This window comes from Leifsonia virtsii, from assembly GCF_030433675.1.
Lineage (GTDB): Bacteria > Actinomycetota > Actinomycetes > Actinomycetales > Microbacteriaceae > Leifsonia > Leifsonia virtsii.
In genome coordinates, this window is sequence record NZ_JAROCB010000007.1 from 1 (window position 1) to 23115 (window position 23115).

At 72.2% G+C, this 23115-nt stretch carries 23 protein-coding genes; 13 read left to right on the forward strand and 10 right to left on the reverse strand.

Features of this window, described 5'->3' with window-relative positions; genetic code table 11:
- Positions 1-187: 187 nt before the first annotated feature.
- From P5G59_RS19835 to P5G59_RS19845, 3 genes are read left to right on the forward strand one after another with little or no spacing between them, the layout of a single operon-like run.
- Positions 188-2077 carry an ABC transporter ATP-binding protein gene (locus tag P5G59_RS19835; protein ID WP_301220752.1) on the forward strand — a complete coding sequence of 630 codons (1890 nt, stop codon included), beginning with the start codon at positions 188-190 and terminating at the stop codon, positions 2075-2077.
- Between the two features lie 29 nt (positions 2078-2106).
- Positions 2107-2457, forward strand: coding sequence for a nuclear transport factor 2 family protein (locus P5G59_RS19840; protein ID WP_301220753.1), 351 nt, complete (start codon positions 2107-2109; stop codon positions 2455-2457).
- Positions 2458-2511: 54 nt separating this feature from the next.
- Positions 2512-3753 (forward strand): Nramp family divalent metal transporter, encoded by a 1242-nt coding sequence (locus P5G59_RS19845; RefSeq protein ID WP_301220754.1) that lies wholly within the window; start codon positions 2512-2514, stop codon positions 3751-3753.
- Positions 3754-3837: 84 nt separating this feature from the next.
- On the opposite strand, the gene P5G59_RS19850 is transcribed toward P5G59_RS19845, so the two are convergent.
- Entirely contained in the window at positions 3838-4509 is a 672-nt protein-coding gene (locus P5G59_RS19850) for a metal-dependent transcriptional regulator (RefSeq protein ID WP_301220755.1), read from the reverse strand.
- Positions 4510-4574: 65 nt separating this feature from the next.
- Here P5G59_RS19850 and P5G59_RS19855 point away from each other — a divergent pair, with 65 nt between their 5' ends.
- From P5G59_RS19855 to P5G59_RS19865, 3 genes are read left to right on the forward strand one after another with little or no spacing between them, the layout of a single operon-like run.
- Entirely contained in the window at positions 4575-5939 is a 1365-nt protein-coding gene (locus P5G59_RS19855; protein WP_301220756.1) for a cystathionine beta-synthase, read from the forward strand.
- The gene (locus P5G59_RS19860; RefSeq protein WP_301220842.1) at positions 5936-7111 is read left to right on the forward strand and encodes a cystathionine gamma-synthase; all 1176 of its coding nucleotides are present in this window, start codon (positions 5936-5938) and stop codon (positions 7109-7111) included. Before P5G59_RS19855 ends, P5G59_RS19860 begins: the two co-directional genes overlap by 4 nt.
- Before the next feature lie 20 nt (positions 7112-7131).
- Entirely contained in the window at positions 7132-7551 is a 420-nt protein-coding gene (locus tag P5G59_RS19865; protein ID WP_301220757.1) for a VOC family protein, read from the forward strand.
- On the opposite strand, the gene P5G59_RS19870 is transcribed toward P5G59_RS19865, so the two are convergent.
- Together P5G59_RS19870 and P5G59_RS19875 are read right to left on the reverse strand one after the other, a co-directional pair.
- Positions 7538-8362, reverse strand: coding sequence for a hypothetical protein (locus P5G59_RS19870; protein WP_301220758.1), 825 nt, complete (start codon positions 8360-8362; stop codon positions 7538-7540). The two genes, P5G59_RS19865 and P5G59_RS19870, sit on opposite strands and share 14 nt — an antisense overlap.
- Before the next feature lie 20 nt (positions 8363-8382).
- A complete protein-coding gene (locus P5G59_RS19875; protein WP_301220759.1) occupies positions 8383-8652 on the reverse strand; it encodes a hypothetical protein in 270 nt (89 codons plus the stop codon).
- Between the two features lie 237 nt (positions 8653-8889).
- On the opposite strand from P5G59_RS19875, the gene P5G59_RS19880 reads away from it, so the two are divergent.
- Together P5G59_RS19880 and P5G59_RS19885 are read left to right on the forward strand one after the other, a co-directional pair.
- Positions 8890-10002: a glutamate--cysteine ligase gene (locus P5G59_RS19880; RefSeq protein ID WP_301220760.1), complete on the forward strand. Its 1113-nt coding sequence runs from the start codon at positions 8890-8892 to the stop codon at positions 10000-10002.
- 63 nt (positions 10003-10065) lie between these two features.
- On the forward strand, positions 10066-10335 hold the full coding sequence (locus tag P5G59_RS19885; RefSeq protein WP_301220761.1) for a hypothetical protein: 270 nt from the start codon (positions 10066-10068) through the stop codon (positions 10333-10335).
- A gap of 23 nt (positions 10336-10358) precedes the next feature.
- Here P5G59_RS19885 and P5G59_RS19890 read toward each other — a convergent pair whose 3' ends face one another.
- The 4 genes from P5G59_RS19890 to P5G59_RS19905 form a co-directional block, all read right to left on the reverse strand.
- Positions 10359-11309 (reverse strand): helix-turn-helix transcriptional regulator, encoded by a 951-nt coding sequence (locus P5G59_RS19890; protein WP_301220762.1) that lies wholly within the window; start codon positions 11307-11309, stop codon positions 10359-10361.
- A gap of 73 nt (positions 11310-11382) precedes the next feature.
- Entirely contained in the window at positions 11383-11589 is a 207-nt protein-coding gene (locus P5G59_RS19895; RefSeq protein ID WP_301220763.1) for a hypothetical protein, read from the reverse strand.
- Positions 11590-11668: 79 nt separating this feature from the next.
- A complete protein-coding gene (locus P5G59_RS19900; RefSeq protein WP_301220764.1) occupies positions 11669-11833 on the reverse strand; it encodes a hypothetical protein in 165 nt (54 codons plus the stop codon).
- Between the two features lie 79 nt (positions 11834-11912).
- The gene (locus P5G59_RS19905; protein ID WP_301220765.1) at positions 11913-13499 is read right to left on the reverse strand and encodes a Na+/H+ antiporter; all 1587 of its coding nucleotides are present in this window, start codon (positions 13497-13499) and stop codon (positions 11913-11915) included.
- Between the two features lie 93 nt (positions 13500-13592).
- On the opposite strand from P5G59_RS19905, the gene P5G59_RS19910 reads away from it, so the two are divergent.
- The 3 genes from P5G59_RS19910 (at position 13593) to P5G59_RS19920 (ending at position 17499) form a co-directional block, all read left to right on the forward strand.
- Positions 13593-14909: an APC family permease gene (locus tag P5G59_RS19910; protein WP_301220766.1), complete on the forward strand. Its 1317-nt coding sequence runs from the start codon at positions 13593-13595 to the stop codon at positions 14907-14909.
- 148 nt (positions 14910-15057) lie between these two features.
- Positions 15058-16074, forward strand: coding sequence for a LacI family DNA-binding transcriptional regulator (locus P5G59_RS19915; protein ID WP_301220767.1), 1017 nt, complete (start codon positions 15058-15060; stop codon positions 16072-16074).
- Positions 16075-16107: 33 nt separating this feature from the next.
- Positions 16108-17499 (forward strand): MFS transporter, encoded by a 1392-nt coding sequence (locus P5G59_RS19920; protein ID WP_301220768.1) that lies wholly within the window; start codon positions 16108-16110, stop codon positions 17497-17499.
- A gap of 4 nt (positions 17500-17503) precedes the next feature.
- On the opposite strand, the gene P5G59_RS19925 is transcribed toward P5G59_RS19920, so the two are convergent.
- On the reverse strand, positions 17504-18199 hold the full coding sequence (locus P5G59_RS19925; RefSeq protein WP_301220769.1) for a FadR/GntR family transcriptional regulator: 696 nt from the start codon (positions 18197-18199) through the stop codon (positions 17504-17506).
- A 142-nt stretch (positions 18200-18341) separates the two neighbouring features.
- Between P5G59_RS19925 and P5G59_RS19930 the strand changes: the two genes are divergently transcribed.
- Both P5G59_RS19930 and P5G59_RS19935 read left to right on the forward strand, forming a co-directional pair.
- Complete coding sequence (locus tag P5G59_RS19930; RefSeq protein WP_301220770.1) at positions 18342-19757, forward strand: GntP family permease; 1416 nt, start codon at positions 18342-18344, stop codon at positions 19755-19757.
- A complete protein-coding gene (locus P5G59_RS19935) occupies positions 19754-20248 on the forward strand; it encodes a gluconokinase (protein ID WP_301220771.1) in 495 nt (164 codons plus the stop codon). The genes P5G59_RS19930 and P5G59_RS19935 overlap by 4 nt, the downstream gene beginning before the upstream one ends.
- Before the next feature lie 100 nt (positions 20249-20348).
- Here P5G59_RS19935 and xylB read toward each other — a convergent pair whose 3' ends face one another.
- Entirely contained in the window at positions 20349-21785 is a 1437-nt protein-coding gene (gene xylB / locus P5G59_RS19940; RefSeq protein ID WP_301220772.1) for a xylulokinase, read from the reverse strand.
- Positions 21786-21886: 101 nt separating this feature from the next.
- Positions 21887-23077, reverse strand: coding sequence for a xylose isomerase (gene xylA / locus P5G59_RS19945; protein WP_301220773.1), 1191 nt, complete (start codon positions 23075-23077; stop codon positions 21887-21889).
- Positions 23078-23115 lie beyond the last annotated feature (38 nt).

A 23115-nucleotide genomic window follows, 5' to 3' on the forward strand; every position in this document is an offset into this window, starting at 1 on the left:
CCGCCGCGATCGCGATGCACGCGTGGGTCACCCAGCACGTCCCCTTCCCGCCGCGCTAGCGATCGAGTTGCACGTCGGGGCCGCTATTCGGCCCGAATAGCGCCCACGACGTGCAACTCGGCGGGCGTTCTCCCAGCGCGTACGGGGACAGGAGGGGACGGTCGGTGGCGAGGCTTAGGCTGAAGCCATGAGCGGGATGCGTGGCATGGCGGCGGCCGGTGGTGGCGGCGGTCGCGGGCGCGTCAGCGGGGGCGATGCAGAGGCGCAGCGGGCGCTGAACGCGACCGCTCCGAAGATCCCGCACCTGTTCCGCCGCATCGTCGAGCTGTTCGCCTCCCACCGCGCCGCCATCGTCGTCACGATCGTGCTGGTGCTCGCGGGTGCGGCGCTCACGGTGATCCCGCCGCTGCTGACCGAGCGGGCGTTCGACCAGGGCCTGTTCCCGAAGAGCGGGTCGCCGAACCTGCCGGTGCTGGTGGAGATCGTCGTGCTCATGCTCGTCGTCTACGTCGTCTCCGCGCTGCTGGGCGTGTGGCAGACGTACCTCACCGCGTCGGTCGGCAACAAGGTCATGGGGGCGCTGCGCGTGCGGCTGTTCTCGCACCTGCAGTCGATGGAGCTGAGCTTCTTCACGCACACCAAGACGGGCATCATCCAGTCGCGCCTGCAGAACGACGTCGGCGGAGTCGCCAACGTCCTCACGAACACCATGTCGAGCATCCTCGGCAACACGGTCACGGTCATCGCCGCGCTCGTCGCCATGCTGCTGCTCAACTGGCAGCTGACGATCGTCGCGGTCGTGCTGATGCCCATCCTGGTGATCGCGCAGCGCCGCGTCGGCCAGGTCCGCGCCCGAATCGCCACCAAGACGCAGGAATCGCTGTCGGACATGACGGCGATCACGCAGGAGACGCTGAGCGTGTCCGGCATCCTGCTCTCGAAGAGCTTCAACCGGCAGGGCGCCGAGGTGGAGCGCTACTCGGACGAGAACGGCAACCAGATCCGGCTGCAGGTGTCGCAGGCGATGAGCGGCCAGTGGTTCTTCGCCATGGTGAACATCTTCCTGTCGTCCATCCCGGCGATCGTCTACCTGGTCTCCGGCTGGCTGATCGCGGGCGGGACGACGGACATCTCTGCCGGCACGATCGTCGCCTTCACCACCGTGCAGGCGAGGCTGCTCTTCCCCCTGCTCGCGCTGATGCGGGTCGCGCTCGACCTGCAGACCTCCGGCGCGCTGTTCGCCCGCATCTTCGAGTACCTCGACCTGAAGCCCGCGATCGCCGACCGGGCGGACGCCGTCCCGGTCGACCCGAGCCGCGAGCTCGGCCGGGTCGAGTTCGACCATGTCGTCTTCCGCTATCCGGACGCGCGCGATGGGGAGCGCAACACCCTCGACGACGTGTCGTTCGTCATCCGGCCCGGAGAGTTCGCGGCCTTCGTCGGGCCGAGCGGGGCGGGCAAGACGACCGTCTCCTACCTCATCCCACGGTTCTACGACGCGACGAGCGGCCACATCCGCTTCGGGGACACGGACGTGCGCGACCTGCAGCAGGAGTCGCTCGTGTCTCACATCGGCGTCGTCAGCCAGGAGACCTACCTGTTCCACGCGACCATCGCCGAGAACCTGCGCTACGCCCGACCGGACGCCACGGACGCGGAGGTCGAGGACGCGGCCAAGCGGGCGAACATCCATGAGACGATCGTCGGCTTCCCCGACGGGTACGCGACGGTGGTGGGGGAGCGCGGCTACCGGCTCTCGGGCGGCGAGAAGCAGCGCATCGCGATCGCGCGGGTGCTGCTGAAGGACCCGGAGGTGCTCATCCTCGACGAGGCCACGAGCGCGCTCGACACCATCTCGGAGCGGGTCGTGCAGCAGGCGCTCGACACCGCATCCAGCGGCCGCACGACCATCGCGATCGCCCACCGGCTGTCGACGATCGTCGCGGCCGACGTCATCTTCGTGATCGACCACGGCAAGGTGGTCGAGCGCGGAACGCACCGCGAGCTCCTTGAGCTCGGCGGTGTGTACTCGCGGCTGTACCGCGAGCAGACCGAGAGCGCAGTCGTCGAGGAGTGACGACCGCCCGAACATCAGAAGGAGACCCCGTGCCGACGATCACGGAACTGCTGTCCGCCAACCTGCACGAGGTCTTCGGCAACAGGGATGTCGCCTCCCGTCGCGCCGCGATCGAGCGCGTCTTCGCCGAGGACGTCGTGTTCGTCGATCCCGAGGGGGAGGTGCGGGGCTGGGACGGGCTCGAGGAGAAGGCCTCGAGCATCCTCGACGGAACACCGCCGTCGTTCGCCCTCGCCGAAGACGGACCCGCGTACCTCGGTCCGGACTCCGGCGCGCTGGCCTGGACCTTCGGCCCCGAGGGCGAGCCCGTGGCACGCGGCGTCGACCTCATCGAGGTGCGCGACGGCCGCATCCACACCCTCCGGACCTTCCTCGCCTGACGCCCTTCCCGACCGAGAGTTAGACTGGGCTAACTTTCGAGGTCGGAGGGGCTGATGAGCGTTGACGTGCGGGAGCGGGCACCGCGTGCGGCCCCTGCGCGGCTGCTCCTGCTGCTCGGTCCGGCGTTCGTCGCTGCGATCGCCTACGTCGACCCGGGCAACGTCGCCGCCAACCTGACCGCGGGCGCACGCTACGGCTACCTGCTGGTGTGGGTGCTGGTCGCGGCCAACGCGATCGCCGTCTTCGTGCAGTTCCAGTCCGCGAAGCTGGGCATCGTCACCGGCCGCAGCCTCCCCGAGCTGCTGGGCGAACGACTGGGGGCCACCAGCCGCCGCGCGTACTGGGTGCAGGCCGAGCTGGTCGCCGCAGCCACCGACATCGCCGAGGTCATCGGCGGCGCCATCGCGCTCAACCTGCTCTTCGGGCTCCCGCTGCCGCTCGGCGGCCTCATCGTCGGCGTGGTCGCGATCGGCATCCTCGCCATCCAGTCCCGGCGGGGGCAGCGTCCGTTCGAGGCGGTCATCCTGGGACTGCTCGCCGTGATCGCGGTCGGGTTCCTCGCCGGCCTCTTCGTCAGCCCGGTGAACTGGACCGAGGCCGCGGCCGGTCTGGTCCCGCGCTTCGACGGGGCCCCGACGGTGCTGCTGGCCGCGAGCATGCTCGGCGCCACGGTCATGCCGCACGCGATCTATCTGCACTCCGCTCTCGCGCGCGACCGCCACGGGGCGGGCGGGGGCCGCATCCGCATCCTGCTCAAGGCCACCCGGCTGGATGTGGTGCTCGCGCTCGTTCTCGCCGGCGCCGTCAACATCGCCATGCTCCTCGTGGCCGCCGCGTCGCTGCGCGGCGTGGCCGGGACGGACACGATCGCCGGCGCGCACGCCGCCATCTCGGCCGCGCTCGGCCCTGCCGTCGGCGTGATCTTCGCGATCGGGCTCCTGGCTTCGGGACTCGCCTCCACCTCGGTCGGAAGCTACGCCGGCGCGACCATCATGGGCGGCCTGCTGCGGCTGCGCGTGCCCCTGCTCACCCGCCGCATCGTCACGCTGGTGCCGGCCATCGTCATCCTCGCGCTCGGGGTCGACCCGACCTGGGCGCTGGTGCTGTCGCAGGTCTTCCTCAGCCTCGGCATCCCGTTCGCGATGATCCCGCTGCTGCGCCTCACCGGCTCCCGCGCTGTCATGGGCGAGCACGCCGACCGCGTCTGGGTGCGCATCGCCGGCGGCGCGGTCGCCGGTCTCGTTGTGCTGCTGAACCTGGCGCTGGTCGGCCTGACGGTCGCCGGCGCATCCTGATTCGCGAGTGCGGCCTCTCGTCACGATTGCGGGGCGGCGCGCAGGCGCAGTCGTGACAGGAGGCAGCAGTCACTTCGCGAGAGCTCAGCCGCTCGGGGCCACCCAGACGGCGGCGGCCGCCGTCGCGCCGAGGTCGACGGGATCGCCGTCCACCTCCACGGTGACGTCGCCCGCGAATGCGCGGTGCTCCTGAACGCGGATCGCCGTGTCGAGACCGATGCCGCGCTCGCCGAGGTAGCGCAGCACGGCGGGGTCGGCGTCCGAGATGCGCACCACCGTCACTTCGGCGCCCGGGGCGGCGTCGAGCAGCGGCACCGCCTCCGGCCGCCGGGGGGTGCCGTCGGCGGTGGGGATGGGGTCGCCGTGCGGGTCGCGCGAGGGGAAGCCGAGGCGGCGGTCGATGCGGGCGGCGAGCTCGTCCGAGACGGCATGCTCCAGCACCTCGGCCTCGTCGTGCACCTCGTCCCAGCCGTAGCCGAGCTCCTCCACCAGGAACGTCTCGATCAGCCGGTGGCGCCGCACCATGGCGACCGCGTGGCGGCGCCCCGCGTCGGTCAGCTCGACCCGGCCGTAGCGCTCGTGGGCGACCAGCCCCTGCTCGGCGAGGCGCCGGAGGCCGTCGGACACGGTGGCCGCGCGCACGCCCATCCGCTCCGACAGCTGCTTGACGGTCACGGGGACGTCCGACCATTCCTGCGCCGACCAGATGATCTTGAGGTAGTCCTGCGCGACGGGGGAGAGGTCGGACACCGGCATGAGGCGATTCTAGGCGTGACGTCACAGAGTCGTCCGGGCACGAACGCGCTGTTACGGTTGGTCGCGTGAAGTACGCAGAGACCATCATCGACTTGGTCGGCGACACCCCGCTCGTGAAGCTCAACAGGCTGACCGACGGGATCGCGGCGACGGTGCTCGTCAAACTCGAGTACCTGAACCCCGGAGGTTCGTCGAAGGACCGCATCGCCTCCCGCATCATCGACGCGGCGGAGAAGGAGGGGCTCCTGAAGCCCGGCGGCACCATCGTGGAACCGACGAGCGGCAACACCGGAGTCGGGCTCGCCCTGGTCGCGCAGCAGCGCGGCTACCGGTGCGTGTTCGTGCTCCCCGACAAGGTGGGGGAGGACAAGATCAACGTCCTCACCGCCTACGGGGCGGAGGTGGTGGTCACCCCGACCTCGGTGCCGCCCGAGCATCCCGACTCCTACTACTCGGTGTCGGACCGGCTCGCCGCCGAGATCCCCGGCGCCTTCAAGCCGAACCAGTACTTCAACCCGAACGGCCCGCGCAGCCACTACGAGACCACTGGTCCGGAGATCTGGCGCGACACCGACGGCCGCATCACCCACCTGGTCGCCGGCGTCGGCACCGGCGGCACCATCTCGGGCACCGGACGCTACCTCAAGGAGATCTCCGACGGCCGCGTCCGCATCGTCGGCGCCGACCCCGAGGGCTCCGTCTACTCCGGCGGCACCGGACGGCCGTACCTGGTCGAGGGCGTCGGCGAGGACTTCTGGCCGGGCGCCTACGACCCGAGCGTGGTCGACGAGGTGATCGCGGTGAGCGACGCCGAGGCGTTCCGGATGACGCGGCGCCTGGCGCGCGAGGAGGGCATCCTGGTCGGCGGGTCGAGCGGGATGGCCGTCGCGGCCGCCCTGCGCGCCGCGAAGGACCTGGGCCCGGACGACGTGGTGGTGGTGATCCTGCCGGACGGCGGTCGCGGCTACCTGGCGAAGATCTTCAACGACCGGTGGATGCAGTCCTACGGCTTCAGCGAGGTCCCCGACGAGTCCACGGTGCACGACATCGTGAAGACGAAGAGCGGCGCCCTCCCGGACCTGGTGCACACGCACCCGACCGAGACCGTGCGCGACGCCATCCAGACGATGAACCAGTACGGCGTCTCGCAGCTGGTCGTGCTGACGGCCGAGCCTCCGGTCGTCATGGGCGAGGTCGCCGGCGCGCTCGACGAGCGCTCGCTCGTGGACGCGGTGTTCAGCGGCCACGCCGAGATGAGCGACCCGGTCGGCAAGCACCTGGGCGAGCCGCTCGCCCTGATCGGCGTGAACGAGCCGGTGACGGCCGCCCGCGCCGCGCTCGCCACGACCAACGCGCTGCTGGTGACCGACGGCGGCAAGCCGGTCGCGGTGCTCACCCGGCAGGACCTCCTCAACTACTTCAGCGACTGAAACCCCGCGACACGAGAGAACGGCACATGACACACGGCTTCGCCACGCGCGCCATCCACGAGGGTCAGGAGTTCGACCCGACCACCGGCGCGATCATCCCGCCCATCTACCAGACGTCGACCTTCGTGCAGGACGGCATCGGGGGCTTGCGGAACGGTTACGAGTACGGCCGCTCGGGCAACCCGACGCGGGCCTCGCTCGAGACGCTGCTCGCCTCCCTCGAGGGCGGAGTGCGTGCGCTCTCCTTCGCCTCGGGACTGGCCGCCGAGGACGCGCTGTTGCGCGCAGCCCTGCGGCCGGGCGACCACATCGTGCTGGGCAACGACGCGTATGGCGGGACGCACCGGCTGATCGACCGCGTCCACAGCGAGTGGGGCATCCGGAACACGACCGTCGACCTGGCAGACCTGGACGCCGTGCGCGAGGCGCTCGCCGCCGACGGCACCCGGATGCTCTGGATCGAGACGCCGAGCAACCCGCTGATGAAGATCAGCGACATCGCCGCCCTGGTCGAGCTCGGCCACGCGGCAGGCGCGGTCGTCGTCGTGGACAACACGTTCGCGTCGCCCGCCCTGCAGCAGCCGCTGTCGTTCGGCGCCGACGTCGTGGTGCACTCGACCACGAAGTACCTCGGCGGACACTCCGACGTGATCGGCGGCGCCCTGGTGTTCGCCGACGAGGAGCTCGCCGCGAAGGCGCAGTTCCTGCAGTTCGCCGCGGGCGCCGTGTCGTCGCCGATGGACGCGTGGCTCACCGTGCGCGGCATCAAGACGCTGCAGGTGCGCCTCCGGCAGCACAGCGCCAATGCGCAGGCGATCGCGGAGGCCCTGGTCGGCCACGCCGGCGTCGAGCGCGTCTACTACCCGGGCCTGCCCGACCACCCCGGTCACGAGTTGGCCGCCCGGCAGATGAGCGGCTTCGGCGGCATGCTGTCGGTCGCGCTCGCCGGCGGAGCGGAGGCGGCTCGCCGGTTCGCGGAGTCGACCCGCGTCTTCCAGCTGGCCGAGTCGCTCGGCGGCGTGGAGTCGCTCATCGGCTACCCGAGCGAGATGACGCACGCGTCCGTCCGCGGGACCGCGCTGGAGGTCCCCGACAACATCGTGCGCCTCTCGGTCGGCATCGAGGACGTCGACGACCTGCTGGAGGACGTGGAGCAGGCGCTGCGTCGGTAGCCCGCGCTAGCGTCGGCTGCATGGACCAACGCATCAGCCTGATCACGCTCGGGGTCGCCGACCTGGCCCGCTCGCGCACGTTCTACGAGGAGGGGCTCGGCTGGCGGCCGGCGGACGCGCCGGAAGGCGTGGTCTTCTACCAGCTGCCCGGGATGGCGTTCGCGCTGTTCGGCCGCGACGACCTCGCGGAGGACGCGCGCACGCCGATCGACGGCACGTTCAGCGGTATCACGCTGGCGTGCAACCAGCGGTCGGAGGCCGACGTGGATGGCGTTCTCGCCGAGGCGGAGGTGGCGGGCGCGCGCATCCTGAAGCCCGCGGAGCGCGTGTTCTGGGGCGGCTACTCCGGCTACTTCGCCGACCCGGACGGGCACGTCTGGGAGGTCGCCTTCAACCCCGGCTGGCCGCTCGCCGACGACGGGACGCTCACGCTCGGCTGAGGGCGTCCCGCGCGACGGCGAGGCGGTCGGCGTAGGGGGCCAGCCGCGCCTTCTTCAGATTCTCGCGCGCGATCCAGCGCGCGTCGGGGTCGGTGGAGGTCGCCAGGCGTTCGAGCAGCGGCAGCCCTGCGGCCGGATCGGCTGCGGCGACGACGCTGACGGCGTAGCCGAGCGCCTGCCGCAGCACCCGCGGGTCGGCCGCCCTGCGTTCGCCTGAGGGCAGTGCGAGCAGGCGGTCGGCCGCCTGCTCGACGACCCGGACGGCCGCCTGGGCTGTGTCGCGATCGCGGAGCAGGGACGGCTCGGCGACGGCAGCGACGGCCGCACGGGCCGGGAGCATGCCGGAGACGAGCCAGAGGCGGACGAGGCGCATCCCGCGCTCGGGATCGGCGGCGAGCACACGCTGCAGGCCGGTTGCGGCGAGCTCCCGCACCCGCCAGCGCCGGTCGGAGGTCGCCGTGGTGAGGAGGGCCGCGGCGTCGTCGTCGGGGCGGACGGAGACGAGGGCGCCGACGCAGAGCGCCGCAACGGCCGCGAGGTACTCGCGGCGCGCCTCGGTCGCCGGCTCCGGCTCGCCCGGCTCCGCACCCCGGCCGGCCTGCAGCCACCGGTCGAGGAGGCGAAGGGCATCCCGGCGCCGGCCGTCGGGCGTGGCGGCCGCGCAGTCGGCGGTGCGGTGCGCCAGCTCAAGGTTGGCGCGCGGTCCGGGGAGGCGGCTGTCGCTCGCGAGGCGCTCCTCCAGGGCGGCGGGCCGGCCGTCGAGGGCGTCGAGCCAGAGGGACGCGAGCTCGCTGTCGGCGGTGCGGGCCATGCCGCGATGCTAGCCGCGGGTCACGCCCCGGCGGCACCTCCCTCTGCGGGGAAGACCCGCGTGCCGCGCTCGAAGAAGCGTGGAGGGGTCGTGTCCGTGCGGATGAGCCCGGCGCTGTGGAGGGCGCGCAGGCCCGCGAACAGGCCGGGCAGGCGCATCCCGTGCAGTTCGTCCATCGCGATGCCGGGCCGGGAGGTGATCAGCCGCAGCAGCTCGGCGCGGGCAGCGGCCCCGCCGCGCTCGGTCAGCAGCGCGGCGTCGAACGGGATGCGGGTGGTCGTGTCCCACATGTGGCCTCCTGGCGGTGCGGTCGCGGCGGCGGATCGTTGCGCAGCTGAGTCCGTTATATGCGGAGCCGGATCGCTGCACCAAGAGACCGAGCACGATACGACCGGAAATGTACCCCGACCTGCAAGAAATCACATCCGGGTGTACCCCGGACGGTCGCGGGCAGCGCGCCGGGTGCACGGGAGATTCACGGTGTACAGGGTATTTACGGCACGACGCCTGCCCCCGATAGTGGAAGGGTGAGGACTTTCGGGGTGGAGGAGGAGCTCCTCCTGGTCGACGCGCGGGGACTGGCGGCGCCGCTCGCCCCTGCGCTCCTCGCCGACGCCCCGCCGGTGGTCGACGGCCCCTCGGTGAGCGCCGAGTTCAACCAGGAGATGATCGAGACGCAGACGCGGCCGGTCCTCTCCACCAGCGAGCTGCTGCTCGACATCGTCGGCGGCCGCGAGCTCGCCGATTCCCTCGCGCAGAGGCACGGCGCCCGGGCGATCGCGGTCGCGATGTCGCCGATGCGTATGCGACCGCACGTCACCGACGATCCGCGTTACGCGAAGATGATCGAGCGGTACGGGCTGACGGCGCGCGGCACCCTCGTCTGCGGTTTCCACGTGCACGTCGGCATCGACTCGCGCGAGGAGGGCGTCGCCGTGCTCGACCGCATCCGCACGTGGCTGCCGACCCTGCTGGCCCTCAGCGCCAACTCGCCGTTCTTCGCCGGCGCCGACACCGGGCACGCAAGCTACCGCTTCGCGGCCTGGCACCAGTGGCAGAGCGCCGGCCCGACGGACGTCTTCGGCTCGGTGGAGGCCTACGACCGGTTCGAGCGCTTCCTCGTCGACACGGGCGTGATCCTCGATTCCGGGATGCTGTACCTCGATGCTCGCGTGTCGCACAAGGTCCCGACCGTGGAGATCCGCGTGGCCGACGTGTGCCTCGACGCCCGCGACGCCGCCGTCATCGCCGCTCTCGTCCGGGCGCTGGTCGATACCGCCGTCGCCGAGTGGCGCGCCGGCGTCCCTCCGGCGGCCGTCCCGTCGGCGGCCCTCCGCCTCGCCGAGTGGCAGGCGGCGCTCACCGGTGTGACCGGCTCGCTGCCGCATCCGGTGACCTGGCGCGAGGTCTCGGCGGTGGAGGCGGTGGAGGCGCTGCTCGACCATACGGCCGGAGCACTGGAGGCGAACGGCGACCTGGCCCTCGTCCGCCGGGGTGTCGCCCGCATCCACGCGGTCGGCGGTGGCGCGGGCCGGCAGCGCTCCGCGTTCGCGCGCCGCGGGCGCATGCGCGACGTCGTCGCGCTCGCCGTCGCGGCGACGCACGAGCAGTCGGAGGACGACGATCTGGTCGTCGCGTGACACACGGGTCGCCGTGGGTCATCCGGCCTTCCGCCCGACGGTGATCGCGCCTATTCTGCGGTCATGACGGACAGGGAGCTCGCCCACCAGCACGCCGTCTACACGTACGGCTCACTGCCGCTGACCCTGATGTACAGCCCCACCGCGACCGCGGCCTGGGAGGTGTACTACGGCGGCGAGTACCTCGGGCTGATCGAGGAGCTCCACAGCACGGGCGAGCTGTGGCCCGGGTTCGTCGCCCGGCTGCCGGGCGAGGAGGAGTCCGGCGAGGGCGTCACCGCGCAGGACTGGCGCGTCGCCGTCGAGCTGCTGGCCGCGCACGCGGGGCTCTGACCGGCGACGGCCCACGGGCGTGCTCAGCCGGCCAGGTCGAGTGTCCGCTGAGGAGCGTGCCCGAACCGCTCCACGTAGAGCCGGGCGAAAGTCGCCTCGTCCGGGAAGCCCCACCGCGAGGCCACGGAGGCGACGGTGGTGGTCGCGCCGTCACGCGGCTCCTGGAGGTCCCGGTGCGCGGCCGCGAGACGCACGCTGGCGAGGTACTGCAGCGGAGTGAACGGCAGGTGCATGTCGAAGGCGCGGACGAGCTCCGGCACCGAGGTCCCGACCGCGAGGGCGATGTCCTCCGGCGTGATGGGCAGCGAGGCGTGCTCGTCGATGAAGCTCAGCGCGTGCTTGAACGCCCGCCCGCGTGACGCGACGGTTGTCCGGCGCGCCTCGTGGTCGCCGGGCAGCGGGAAGGTCTCCAGCGTCGCGACCGCGAGCTGACGGTACAGCGAGGCACGCAGCAGCGGGCTGTCGAACGCGCCGACATCCACCTGCCGCCAGGCGTTGTCGTGCACCGCGCGCCAGTGACGTGCGGCGGCCGCCGACACCGGGACGGCGGAGAGGAACGACGCCTCCAGCCGGTCCTCGCCGAACAGGCCGCGGGCGGTCGTCGTCAGGGCCGCCGGGTCGAACGCGACGACCGTGACCGCGGCGTGGTCCATCGACCCCCGGGCCACCGCGGACGGCTGGAACAGCGCGGGCTCCGACGCGAGGTCGCCCTCCTCGTGCCCCGCCTGCCAGCGGTAGCGGCCTGAGGCCAGGCCCACGGCGAGGAACGGCAGCTCGAACGACAAGGAGAGGTCGCCGCCGAAGCGGTGCCGCCCCAGCAGAAGCCGCTCGTCGCCGCGCAGCTCCTCGCTGTAGCTGAGGCCGTCTTCGCGTACACCGGAGCCGAGGGAGACGTCGCCGTAGCTGCGGCGCAGGATCTCCTCCGCGGCATCCGGACCGGCGGCCTGGTCGCGGGTGTGGAAGGTGTCGGGCACAGCGCTCCTCGCCGGATGCGAGCTCACGGTGAAGCGCGGTCATCCCTGTCTGGAGTGTAAGCCACGCGCCCGGTCAGAACGCGAACTGCGACCACTCGGCTCGCTCGAGCGACACCTGCTCGCCGTGCTCGTCGACGATCCAGTGCTCGGGCGTGCAGGCCACGTAGGTGCACAACAGCGTCTGACTCGTCCAGCCGTCCGCCGAGTGGACCCACCGGACGAGATGCAGATCCTGGCCCGGCTTCGGGATGTTCCCGATCGATGCTTCGAATGTGGTCATGCTGCACCCTTCCCCCTTGTGCGGCCTTCCACGCCGACCTTATCGGGGTACAGCACCGGGGGACAAGGGTCCGGGGCGCTCAGTTCCCGTCGTCGTCCTCCAGCGGGTCGTACTCGTCGTGCTCGGGCTCGACGAAGCCGTCGGCGTCGTACGGCCCGACGTCGTCGCCTCCCTCGGCGATGGCGTCGACGTCGATCGGCTCGCCCGACGGCGTCTCCGGCCAGTTCTCCTTCGCGTCTGTCATGGCCGCTCCCTTCCTGGATGCCGGACTCCCGGATGCTCTGACGGCGATGGTAGACGGCCGCCCGCGCGCCGGATAGGGGTCACTCGCCGGGTTCGCGGCCGGTGAGCCGCACCTCCTCCACGTCGAGCCGGCGCTGCACATCCCGGAGCACGATGTCGTCGATCTCGCCCTCGTCGCGGAGCCGCACCACCTCTTCCCGCTTGCAGTGCAGGAGCGCGAGCCGCAGCTCGGTGTCCTGACGGCTGCGCTCGACGGCCTCCTCGCCGCCCTCGGACTCGTCCTCGGCCTCCAGCAGCTCCAGATGCTCCTCGAACTCGTTCTGGATGCGCTCGCTCACCTCCTCGTCCACGCCCAGCCGCCGGGCGAGCTCCGGCAGCTCGTCGAGCGCCGCCCGGGTCGCGCTGGTCTCGGCGAGCCGTCGCTCATGGCCGACCGCCTCGTCGGCCGGCAGCTTCGCCCAGCGCACCACCCCTGGCAGGATGAGCCCCTGCACGACGAGGGTCACGATGATGACGCCGGTCGTGACGAACACGATGAAGTCGCGATTCGGGAACGGGTGGCCGTTGTCGAGGGCCGCGGGCACCGCGAGTGCGGCTGCGAGCGAGACCGCGCCGCGGAAGCCGGAGAGGCTGCTGACCACCCTCCAGCGGCTGCTCATCCGTCTCGCCTTCTGCTGCGGGCGCCGGTCGAGCAGCCGGATCAGGAACACCGAGCCGAACTGGAAGGCGAACCGCACGGCCACGATCGTCACGGTGACCGCCACGATCGTGAGCAGGCCCATCCCGAGGTCGCGGGTTCCCGGCTCGGTGGTCGAGCGGGGGAGCTCGATGCCGACGAGCACGAACAGGCTGGCGTTGAGCAGGAAGGTCGAGAACGTCCAGAAGGCGTCGGACTGGCGCCGGCCCTCCGCGACGCCGATGCGCGGTCCGGCCTGGCTGATGATGAGGCCCGCGACGACGACCGCGAGCACTCCGGAGGCATGGATGAGCTCGGCTGCGAGGTAGGCGACGAACGGCGTCAGCAGCATGGCGATGTTCTGGGTGATCGCGTCGCGCAGCCGCCGCCGGGCGAGGATTGCGAGCCACGCGACGAGAGCGCCGACGGCCGCCGCGCCGAGGTACGCGATCAGGAACGTGACGGTGACGGCGCCGAGGCTGACGTCGGCGTCGCCGATCGTGAACCCGACCGCGAGCGACCAGAGCACGAGCGCCGTCCCGTCGTTCACCAGGCTCTCGGCGCGCAGGATCGTCACGTTGCGGCGCGGCAGCGAGTGCGTGAACGACACGACGGCGGTGGCGTCGGTCGGTGCGATCGCGGCTCCGAGCACCCACGCCGGTCCCCACGGCAGCCCCAGCGCGTGCGCCAGCACGGCGACGGCCGCGGCCGTCAGCACGACGAGGGCGGTGCTCATCAGGGCGATGCCGCGCAGGTTGCTCTTGATCTCGCGCAGGGAGGTGGTGAGGCTCTCCCAGTACAGGATCGCCGGAAGGAAGAGGAAGAGAACGACCTCCGGCGCGAGCTCGATGTCGCGGAACAGCGGCACGAGCCCCAGGAGCACGCCCATGCCGACGAGCAGCAGGGGTTGGGCGATCCCGGTCTTGCGGGCGATGACCTTGGTCAGCAGGGTGGTGACGCCGATGACGACGACGAGTTCGAGTCCGAGCAACAGACCTCCTTGCGGCCCATATTCCCGCGGCAGGGGGCGGCCGGGAACCCTCGGCGCGCATCCGGTGTCAGTGGTGTCCGCCACGATGGACCCATGACACAGCGCGGGCCATCGACCACGCACGCCCGCCTCCCGGAGCCCGAGCTCCCCGACCCGCGCGTGCCCGCGCAGCCGCACGGCCGGCTCGGCGTGGCGGGCGGCACGGCCCTCTACGTCGCGGCGGTGCTCGGCACGGGCATCCTCGTGCTCCCGGCACTCGCTGCAGCGGCCGCGGGTCCCGGTGCGATCGTGGCGGTCGCGGCGCTCGCGCTGATCTCGGTGCCGCTGGCGGCCACCTTCGCGGCCCTCGCCCGGCGGCATCCGGATGCGGGAGGCGTCGCGACGTTCGCACGCCGGGCGTTCGGGCCGGGAGCTGCGCGCGTGATCGGCTACTGGTTCTTCTTCGGCACACCGATCGGCGCCCCGATCGCGGCGCTGATGACCGCGCGCTATGTGGTCGCCGTGATCGGCGGCGACACTGCGACGACCGTCCTGATCGCGGTCGCCCTTATGGTCATCCCGGTGGTCGTGACGGCGTTCGGCGTGCGTTTCGCCGCGTCCGTGCAGCTCGTGCTCTCCGGCGCCCTCGTCGCGGTGCTGATCTTCGTCCTCGCGGCCGCCGCTCCGCACGCGCGGCCGGAGAATCTGCAGCCGCTGCTCCCGCACGGCTGGGCGGGCGTGGGGCTCGCGATGAGCCTGTACATCTGGGCGTTCGCCGGGTGGGAGGCCGTGGCCGGCATCGGGGGCGAGTTCCGCAACCCGCGGCGCGACATCCCGCGCGCCACCGCCCTGGCGCTCGTGATCGTGTCGGTCGCCTACCTGGCGATCCAGACGGTGACCGTCGTCGTGCTCGGAGAGGGCGCCGCATCGAGCGCCGTTCCGCTGCTCGACCTCGTGGAGGTGGCGACCGGCTCCGGGGGCGGGGTGGTCGTCGCCGTGATCGCGGCGATCGTGGTCACCGGCGTCTTCAACGCGTACCTCGCCGCCTTCAGCAAGCTCGGCGCCGCCATGGGACGCGACGGCGACCTCCCGGCATGGTTCGGCCGCGGCGTCGAGAACGGCGCGGTCGCGCGCCGCGGCCTGCTGCTCTCCGCCGTGGTCATGGCGCTCTACTCCGTCGTCGTGCTCGCGAGCGGCGACCTCCCGCCGTTCATCCTCGTGCACACCAGCATCGCCGCGGCGGTCTACGGCCTCGGCGTCGCGTCCGCTCTCCGGCTGCTGCCGCGCCGGTCGCTCGGCTGGTGGATGGCGCTGCTCTCGTGCGTGCTCGCCGCGGGTCTCCTCGTGCTGGCCGGCTGGCACCTGGTCTTCCCGGCCGGCGTCGCGCTCGTGGCGCTCGCCGTCGGCGCGCTGCAGCGCACGCGTCGCTGAGCGCTCCCTCCGCGACTGCTGCGCTTCGGAACGACTGCGGCCGCTCGCCGTGGCGCGCACGTTCCGAACCGCAGCAGTCGCGGTTGCGCGGGCGGGAGCGCGCATAATGGGGGCACCCGCGCGGGCCGCGGACGCAGGGAGGGGACGCGTGACCGAGCACCAGCGCGCCGCCAGCATGCGCGACGTCGCCGCCCTGGCGGGGGTGTCGCACCAGACGGTCTCGCGCGTCGTGAACGGGCATCCCAGCATCCGGGAGTCGACGCGGCAGCGGGTCCGCGCGGCGATGGACCAGCTGCACTACCGCCCCAACCGGGCCGCGCGAGCGCTCGTCACCGCCCGGTCGCGGACCATCGGAGTGCTCTCCACCTCGGCCGCCGCCCTCTACGGGCCCGTGTCGAGCATCAACGCGATCCAGGATGCCGGCCAGGCCGCCGGCTACTCGGTCGCGGTCGCCCAGCTGCCGGACCTGGGCGCCGACGCCATCTCCGCCGGGCTCGACCACCTGCTCGCGCAGTCGGTCGAGGGCATCGTGGTGATCGCGCCGCAGGAGGTGGTGCTCGACCGCCTGAGCAGCGCGCAGCTCGGCGTGCCCTACGTGACCCTGCTCGGCGGCCCCTCGGCCGTGCAGCGCGAGCTGACGGTGGACCAGGTGGCCGGCGCCCGCGCGGCCACGCGGCACCTCATCGGCCTGGGCCACACCAGGATCGTGCACCTCTCCGGGCCGCTCGAGTGGTTCGAGGCGGAGGCGCGCGTGCACGGCTACCGCGCCGAACTCGAGGAGGCCGGGCTGACGCCGGAGCCCGTCCTCGAGGGCGACTGGACCGCCGAGTCCGGCTACCGGCTCGGCCGGCGGGCGCTGGACCACGCGGGTGTGACCGCCGTCTTCGCCTCGAACGACCAGATGGCGCTCGGCCTCTACCACGCGGCCCGGGAGCGCGGCCTCGGCATCCCGGAGCAGCTGAGCGTCGTCGGCTTCGACGACATCCCGGAGGCCGCGCACTTCTGGCCTCCGCTGACGACCGTCCTGCAGGACTTCACCGACCTCGGCCGGCGCAGCGTCGAGAGCCTTGTCGCCGAGATCGAGGGGGGAGCGGAGGCGACGGCGGTGAGCCTCCAGCCGGAGCTCATCGTCCGCTCGTCCACTGCGCGTCCGCGCACGGCCTGACCGCCGTCGGCGGTCGGGCCTAGGCTGGCTGTCGTGAGCTCGCACGACCTGGACTCGGTGACCGCAGGCTCCGCACCCGGCGACGTCGCCCCTCCCGGCGGCGTGCTCGGTCCGCGCTTCCGCTGGACCAGCATCGGGATGTGCCTGCTGATCATGCTGGCCGCGTTCGAGGCGCTCGCGGTCACCACGATCATGCCCGAGGTGAGCCGGGAGCTCCACGGCGATGCGCTGTACGCGTTCGCCTTCGCGGGTCCGCTGGCCGTCAGCGTGGTCGGGATGGTGTCTGCGGGGGCATGGGCCGACCGCGGGAACCCGCGCAACCCTCTGATCACCTCCGTCGTGCTGTTCGCGGCCGGCCTCCTGATCGCCGGAACGGCCTCCACGATGCCGGTCTTCGTCGTCGGACGGCTGGTGCACGGCCTGGGCGGCGGCGCGCTGACCGTCGTGCTCTACGTGATCGTGGCGAGGGTCTACCCGCCGGTCCTGCACGCCCGGATCTTCGCCGGCTTCGCCGCGGCCTGGGTGATCCCGTCGCTGATCGGCCCCTTCATCGCCGGAGTGCTGGCCGAGACGGTCGGCTGGCGCTGGGTGTTCCTCGGCGTGGTCACGCTGGTCGCGCTGGCGATGCTCATGGTGGTCCCGGTGATGCGTGGAGCGCTCACGGCCCCGGAGGAGTCAACGCCCATCCGGGTCGGCCGCCTCCTCTGGGCGGTGCTTCTCGCGGTCGCGGTGCTCGCGCTGACGCTCGCCGCCGAGTCGTCGGGACCGGTGCAGTGGATCGTCCCGGTCGTGGCCGCCGTCGTCGCCGCGTTCGCGATCCGCCCGCTGATCCCGCGGGGCACGCTGCTGGCGCGGCCCGGCCTGCCCAGCGTCATCCTGATGCGCGCGCTCGTGGCGGGCACCTTCTTCGCGGCCGAGGTGTACGTGCCGCGCATCATGGTCACCGAGTACGGCTTGTCTGCGTCCATCGCGGGACTCGCGCTCACCGCCGCGGGTCTCACCTGGTCGGGGGCGTCGTGGTTGCAGGGGCGGTTCCCGTCGATCACCGACGTCGCCGCCGCCCGCTTCGGCGCACTGGGGCTGACCATCGCGCTCGCCTGCCTGATCTCGACCGCGGTGTGGCACCTCCATCCCGCGGTCGTCGTGGTCGGGTGGGCGTTCGCCGGCGGCGGGATGGGCATCCTGTACCCGCGCCTCGGCGTGCTCACGCTGAAGTACTCGACGCCCGAGAACCAGGGCTTCAACAGCTCCGCCCTCTCGATCTCGGACGCCACCGGCTCGGCGGTCGCGCTGGCGGCCAGCGCGATCGTGTTCTCGGCGCTGCGCCCGCTCGACGGCGGGTGGCCGTACGTCGGCGCCTTCGCCCTGACGGCGGTGCTGTGCGGGCTCGCCTGGGCGGTCGGCCCGCGGCTGGTGCGGCGGTAGAGCTCTACGCCCGTGCCACGCGCTGGACCGCGGCGTCAGCCTCCTCGACGATCGCGCGCATCGCCGCCTCGGCGGCCGCCGCGTCGCCTGCCCGCACCGCGGCGGCGACCTCCTCGTGCAGGCGGATCGCCTCCGGGTTGGCGTTGTGCGGCATGAGGTCGTGGGCGGTGCGGCCGTTGAGGGCCTCGGCCACCGCGCCGCTGAGGGCGGCGAACGTGGGATTGCCGGACGCCTCGAGCAGGATGCGGTGGAAGTCGCGGTCGTGCGCCAGATACTCGTCGTGGTCGGCGGAGCGCTGCGTCGCCGCCATGCCGACGATGGCGGCCGTGAGTTCGCCGCACTGCGCCGGCGTCGCGCGGGCGCTGGCGAGGCGGGCGGCGACCGGTTCGACCGCGAGGCGCAGCTCGCTGAGGTCGCCGAGCGCGGTCAGCCGGTCGGGACCGGCGAGCCGCCAGGCGAGCACGCGTGGGTCGAGAGCCTGCCAGGCGGTCGGCGGGGTGACGACCGTCCCGCGCCGGCGGCGCGCTTGCACGAGACCGAGCGACTCGAGTACGCGGATGCTCTCGCGCAGCACGGTGCGCGAGCTGCCGAGGCTCTCGGGCGTGAGCACCGTGCCGACCGGGATGTCGCCCGCGACGATCCGGGCCCCGAGCGACGCGATCGTCTGCTCGTGGCGGGAGCCGGGCGCTGGCTGGGTCACGCTTCATTATCCGCGGAGGGGACTCATCCGGTCAAAGCGGGCGATGTTCGGCGTAATGTCCGTATTGTCCGACATTGATTAGACACAAATCTGATTTATTCCTAGAGTGTTCGTGCCCCATCCGCACTGACCAAGGACGTTCATGCTCCACTCAACCCTCTCGCGCCTCGCGGCCGCCGCCGCTCCGGCACCCCACCCCACCGCCCCCGAGGGCCAGCTGATCATCGCCGCCGTCGCCGGCATCGCGGTGATCGTCGTCCTCATCACCTGGCTCAAGCTCCACCCGTTCCTCTCGCTGCTGCTCGGCTCGCTCGTCGCCGGGCTCGTCGGCGGCATGGCGGCGGACGCCGTGATCGCCAGCTTCATCACCGGCTTCGGCAACACCATGGGCAGCGTCGGTGTGCTCATCGGGCTCGGCGCGATGTACGGCAAGCTGCTGGCCGACTCCGGCGGCGCCGACCGCATCGTGGACACGCTCGTCTCGCGCACCAGCGCGCGGCTGCTGCCGTGGACGATGGGCGCGGTCGGCGCCATCATCGGCCTCCCGATGTTCTTCGAGGTGGGCCTCGTGCTGCTGATGCCGGTCATCATCCTGGTGACCCGCCGCTCCGGCCTGCCGCTGATGCGCATCGCGCTGCCCACCATCGCCGGCCTCTCGGCCATGCACGGTCTCGTCCCGCCGCACCCGGGTCCGCTGGTCGCCATCGGCGCCCTCGGTGCGAACCTGGGCCTGACGCTCGCGTTCGGCGTGCTGGTCGCCATCCCGACCATCGCGATCGCGGGTCCGCTGTTCAGCAAGCTCGCCGCGCGCTGGGTGCCGGTCGGCGTGCCCGACCTGTTCGTCGCCGACGAGAAGGAGATCGAGACCCGTCGCCGTCCGTCGTTCGCCGCGGCGCTCGTCAGCATCCTGCTGCCGGTCGTGCTCATGCTGGCCAAGGCTGTCGCCGACATCGTCTCGCCCAGCGCGGCGCCGGTGTGGAAGGTCGCACTCGACTTCCTCGGCACTCCCGTCATCGCTCTGACGATCGCGGTGCTGGCCGGGCTGTTCCTGCTCGGCGTCGGCGGCGGGATGGATCGCAAGGCCATCCAGAACAGCCTGAGCGCGTCCCTGCCGCCCATCGCGGGCATCATCTTCATCGTCGGCGCGGGCGGCGGCTTCAAGCAGGTGCTGGTGGACACCGGCATCGGCCAGGTCATCGCCGGCTGGGCGACCGGCGCCAGCGGCATCGTTGTGCTGCTGCTCGCCTGGACGGTGGCCGCGCTCATCCGCGTCGCCACCGGCTCAGCGACGGTCGCGACCGTGACCGCCGCCGGCATCCTGCTGCCGCTCACCGATCACCTGTCCACGCCGATGATCTCGCTGATGGTGCTGGCGATCGGCGCCGGCTCGGTGTTCCTCTCGCACGTCAACGACGCCGGGTTCTGGCTGGTGAAGGAGTATCTGGGGCTCGACATCCCGCAGACCCTCAAGAGCTGGACGGTGCTGGAGTGCCTGGTCTCGATCGTCGGGCTGGCGGGCGTGCTCGTCCTCAGCCTGTTCGTCGGCGGTCTCGGATGAGCGGCGGGCGCGCGGTCGTCGTGATGGGGGTGGCCGGCTGCGGCAAGTCGACCGTGGCGGCGCTGCTCGCCGAGCGGCTCGGCTGGGACCTCCTGGAGGGGGATGCGCTGCACCCCGTCGCGAACGTCGAACGGATGGGCGCGGGCATCCCGCTCACCGACGACGACCGTGCGCCCTGGCTCGCCGCCATCGCGGCCTGGATGGACGAGCGGCTGGCCGCCGGCCGGTCCGTCGTGGTGGCGTGCTCCGCGCTCGCCCGGCGGTACCGGGACGTGCTGCGGCGCGACGAGGTGACGTTCGTGCACCTGGACGGGACGCCGGAGCTGCTGGCCGAGCGTCTGGCCTCCCGAGAGCACCACTTCATGAAGGCGGGCATGCTGCAGAGCCAGCTCGCCACCCTGGAGCCCCTCACCCCCGACGAGCGCCACATCGTGCTAGACATCTCCGCCCCGCCCGCCACCCTGGCCGCCCAGGCCGCCGCAGCCCTCTGACCCCGTCCCTCCAAGCCAAGAGCTCCTGAGTTCTTCGACTCGCCACCGGCGAGTCGCTCGAAGAACTCAGGAGCTCTTGGCTTCGGAGTCGGCCCCGGGATCAGGGGCGGGCGGCGGCGTACTGGGTGCGGATGACGGGGCGGGTGTCGACGGGGAGGGTCGTCAGGGTCTCGACGGTCCACGCCGGGCGGGTGCCGGTGAGGGCCCACGCGGCCTGCACGGCGCCCCCGTCGGCGACGTACTCGCCCGGTGCGGGCACCTCGACCGGCGCGTCGAAGACCTGCGCGGCGACCTGGGCGACGGCCGGGTTCTGCGCGGCGCCGCCGATCAGCAGGATGCGCCGCTCCTTCACACCGACCGACCGCACCGCATCGAGGCCGTCCGCCAGCCCGCACAGCATCCCCTCGATCGCCGCCCGCGCCAGGTTGGCCGGCGTCGTCGAGGCCAGGGTCAGGCCGTGGATGCTGGCCTTCGCGTCCGGCAGGTTCGGCGTGCGCTCGCCCTCGAAGTAGGGCACGAGCACCACCCCGCCGGACCCGGGCTCGGCCGACAGCGCCAGCTCCGCCAGGCCGTCGTGGTCGACCGAGAACAGTCCGGCCACGGAGCCGAGCACGCGCGCCGCGTTGAGCGTCGCGATGAGCGGGAGGGAGACTCCGGATGCGTCCGCGAAGCCCGCGACGGTCCCGGACGCGTCGCTGACGGGACCGTCGGTGACGGCGAAGACCGTGCCGGAGGTCCCGATGGAGACGACCACGTCGCCCTCGGCGGCGCCGAGCCCGAGCGCGGCGCCCGCGTTGTCGCCTGCGCCGGGGCCGACGAGCACTCCGGAGGGTGTGCGGCCGGCGGCCTCGGCAGGTCCGAGCACGCGCGGCAGGACGACGGTGTCCGCGTCCGCGGCGCCGTTCCCCGCCTCTCGGCCGGGACGCCCGAGGGCGCGCTCGAACAGGTCGAGGTCGTACTCGCCGGTCGCTGCGCCCCAGTACGCGGTGCCGCTGGCGTCGGAGCGGTCGGTGGTCAGCGCCTCCAAGTCCGGGCCGAGCTCGCTCTCGCCGGCCGGGCCGTAGCCGCGCAGGCGCCAGGTCAGCCAGTCGTGGGGGAGCGCTACGGCGGCGACACGGGCGGCGTTCGCGGGCTCCGCATCCCGCAGCCAGCGCAGCTTGGTCGCGGTGAAGGACGCGACGGGGACGACGCCCACGCGCTCCGCGTAGGCCTCGGCGCCGACCTCGGCGATCAGGTCGCGGGCGGCCTGCGCCGAGCGGGTGTCGTTCCAGAGCAGGGCGTCGCGGATGACGCGGCCATCCGCATCCAGCACGACCATCCCGTGCTGCTGCCCGGCGATGGAGATCGCGTCGACGTCGTCGAGCCCGCCGGCGTCCACCAGCGCCTCCTGGAGCGCCGACCACCAGGCGGCGGGGTCGACCTCGGTCCCGTCCGGGTGGGCAGCGCGCCCGGAGCGCACCAGCCTGCCGGTCTCGGCGTCCCGCACGACGACCTTGCAACTCTGAGTCGACGAGTCGACTCCCGCGACCAACGTCACGTTCACTCCTTCATTGGGGTGCCGAAATGCACGTCGTGGTCGCTATCCGGGCGGAATAGCGACCACGACGTGCACCTCGAGGGATGGGATGGGGGCGGAGCTCAGCGCGCGCCGAGCAGGTGCTCCAGGGCGAGCTGCTGCAGACGGACGAAGCCGAAGCCCTTGCCGCCGAAGTACGACGACGGGTCGAAGTCCTCGTAGGCGCTGCGGTCGGCCAGCAGGTCGTCGTACGTCTCGCCCTCGCCGAGAGTGGGGCGCGACAGCTCGATCACGCGCGACGCCTCCAGCTGCTCCTGCACCTCGGGGTCGGCGCGGAACGCCTGCGCCCGCTCCTTGAGCAGCAGGTAGGTGCGCATGTTGGCCGCGGCCGAGTCCCACACGCCGGTGATGTCCTCGGTGCGCGACGGCTTGTAGTCGAAGTGGCGCGGGCCTTCGTAGGCCGGCCCACCGTCGGGGCCGCCGTTCTCCAGCAGGTCGACGAGGGCGAACGCGTTCTGCAGGTCGCCGTGGCCGAAGACCAGGTCCTGGTCGTACTTGATGCCGCGCTGCCCGTTGAGGTCGATGTGGTACAGCTTGCCGTGGTACAGCGCCTGGGCGATGCCGGCGGCGAAGTTGAGGCCCGCCATCTGCTCGTGGCCGACCTCGGGGTTGAGGCCGACGAGCTCCGGGCGCTCCAGCGAGTTGATGAACGCGAGCGCGTGACCGACGGTCGGCAGCAGGATGTCGCCGCGCGGCTCGTTCGGCTTCGGCTCGATGGCGAAGCGGATGTCGTAGCCCTTGTCGGTGACGTAGTCGCCGAGCAGGTTCACGGCCTCGCGGTAGCGCTCGAGGGCCGAGCGGATGTCCTTCGCGGCGTCGTACTCGGCGCCCTCACGGCCGCCCCACATGACGAAGGTCTTCGCGCCGAGCTCGGCGGCGAGGTCGAGGTTGCGGAGCACCTTGCGGAGCGCGAAGCGACGCACCGCGCGGTCGTTGGAGGTGAACCCGCCGTCCTTGAAGACGGGCGCCGAGAACAGGTTGGTGGTCACCATCGGGACGATGATGCCGGTGTCCTGCAGGGCCTGCTTGAGGCGGTCGATCTGCTTCTGGCGCTCCGCGTCGGTCGAGCCGAACGCGAACAGGTCGTCGTCGTGGAAGGTGAGGCCGTAGGCGCCGAGCTCGTCGAGCTTGTGCACCGCCTCGACCACGTCGAGCTGCGGGCGCGTCGGGCCGCCGAACGGGTCGGTGCCGTTGTAGCCGATGGTCCACAGTCCGAACGAGAACTTGTCGGCGCGGGTGGGGGTGAGGCTCATGGGGATTCCTTCAGCTTCGTCGATGATTTGTTGTTCCA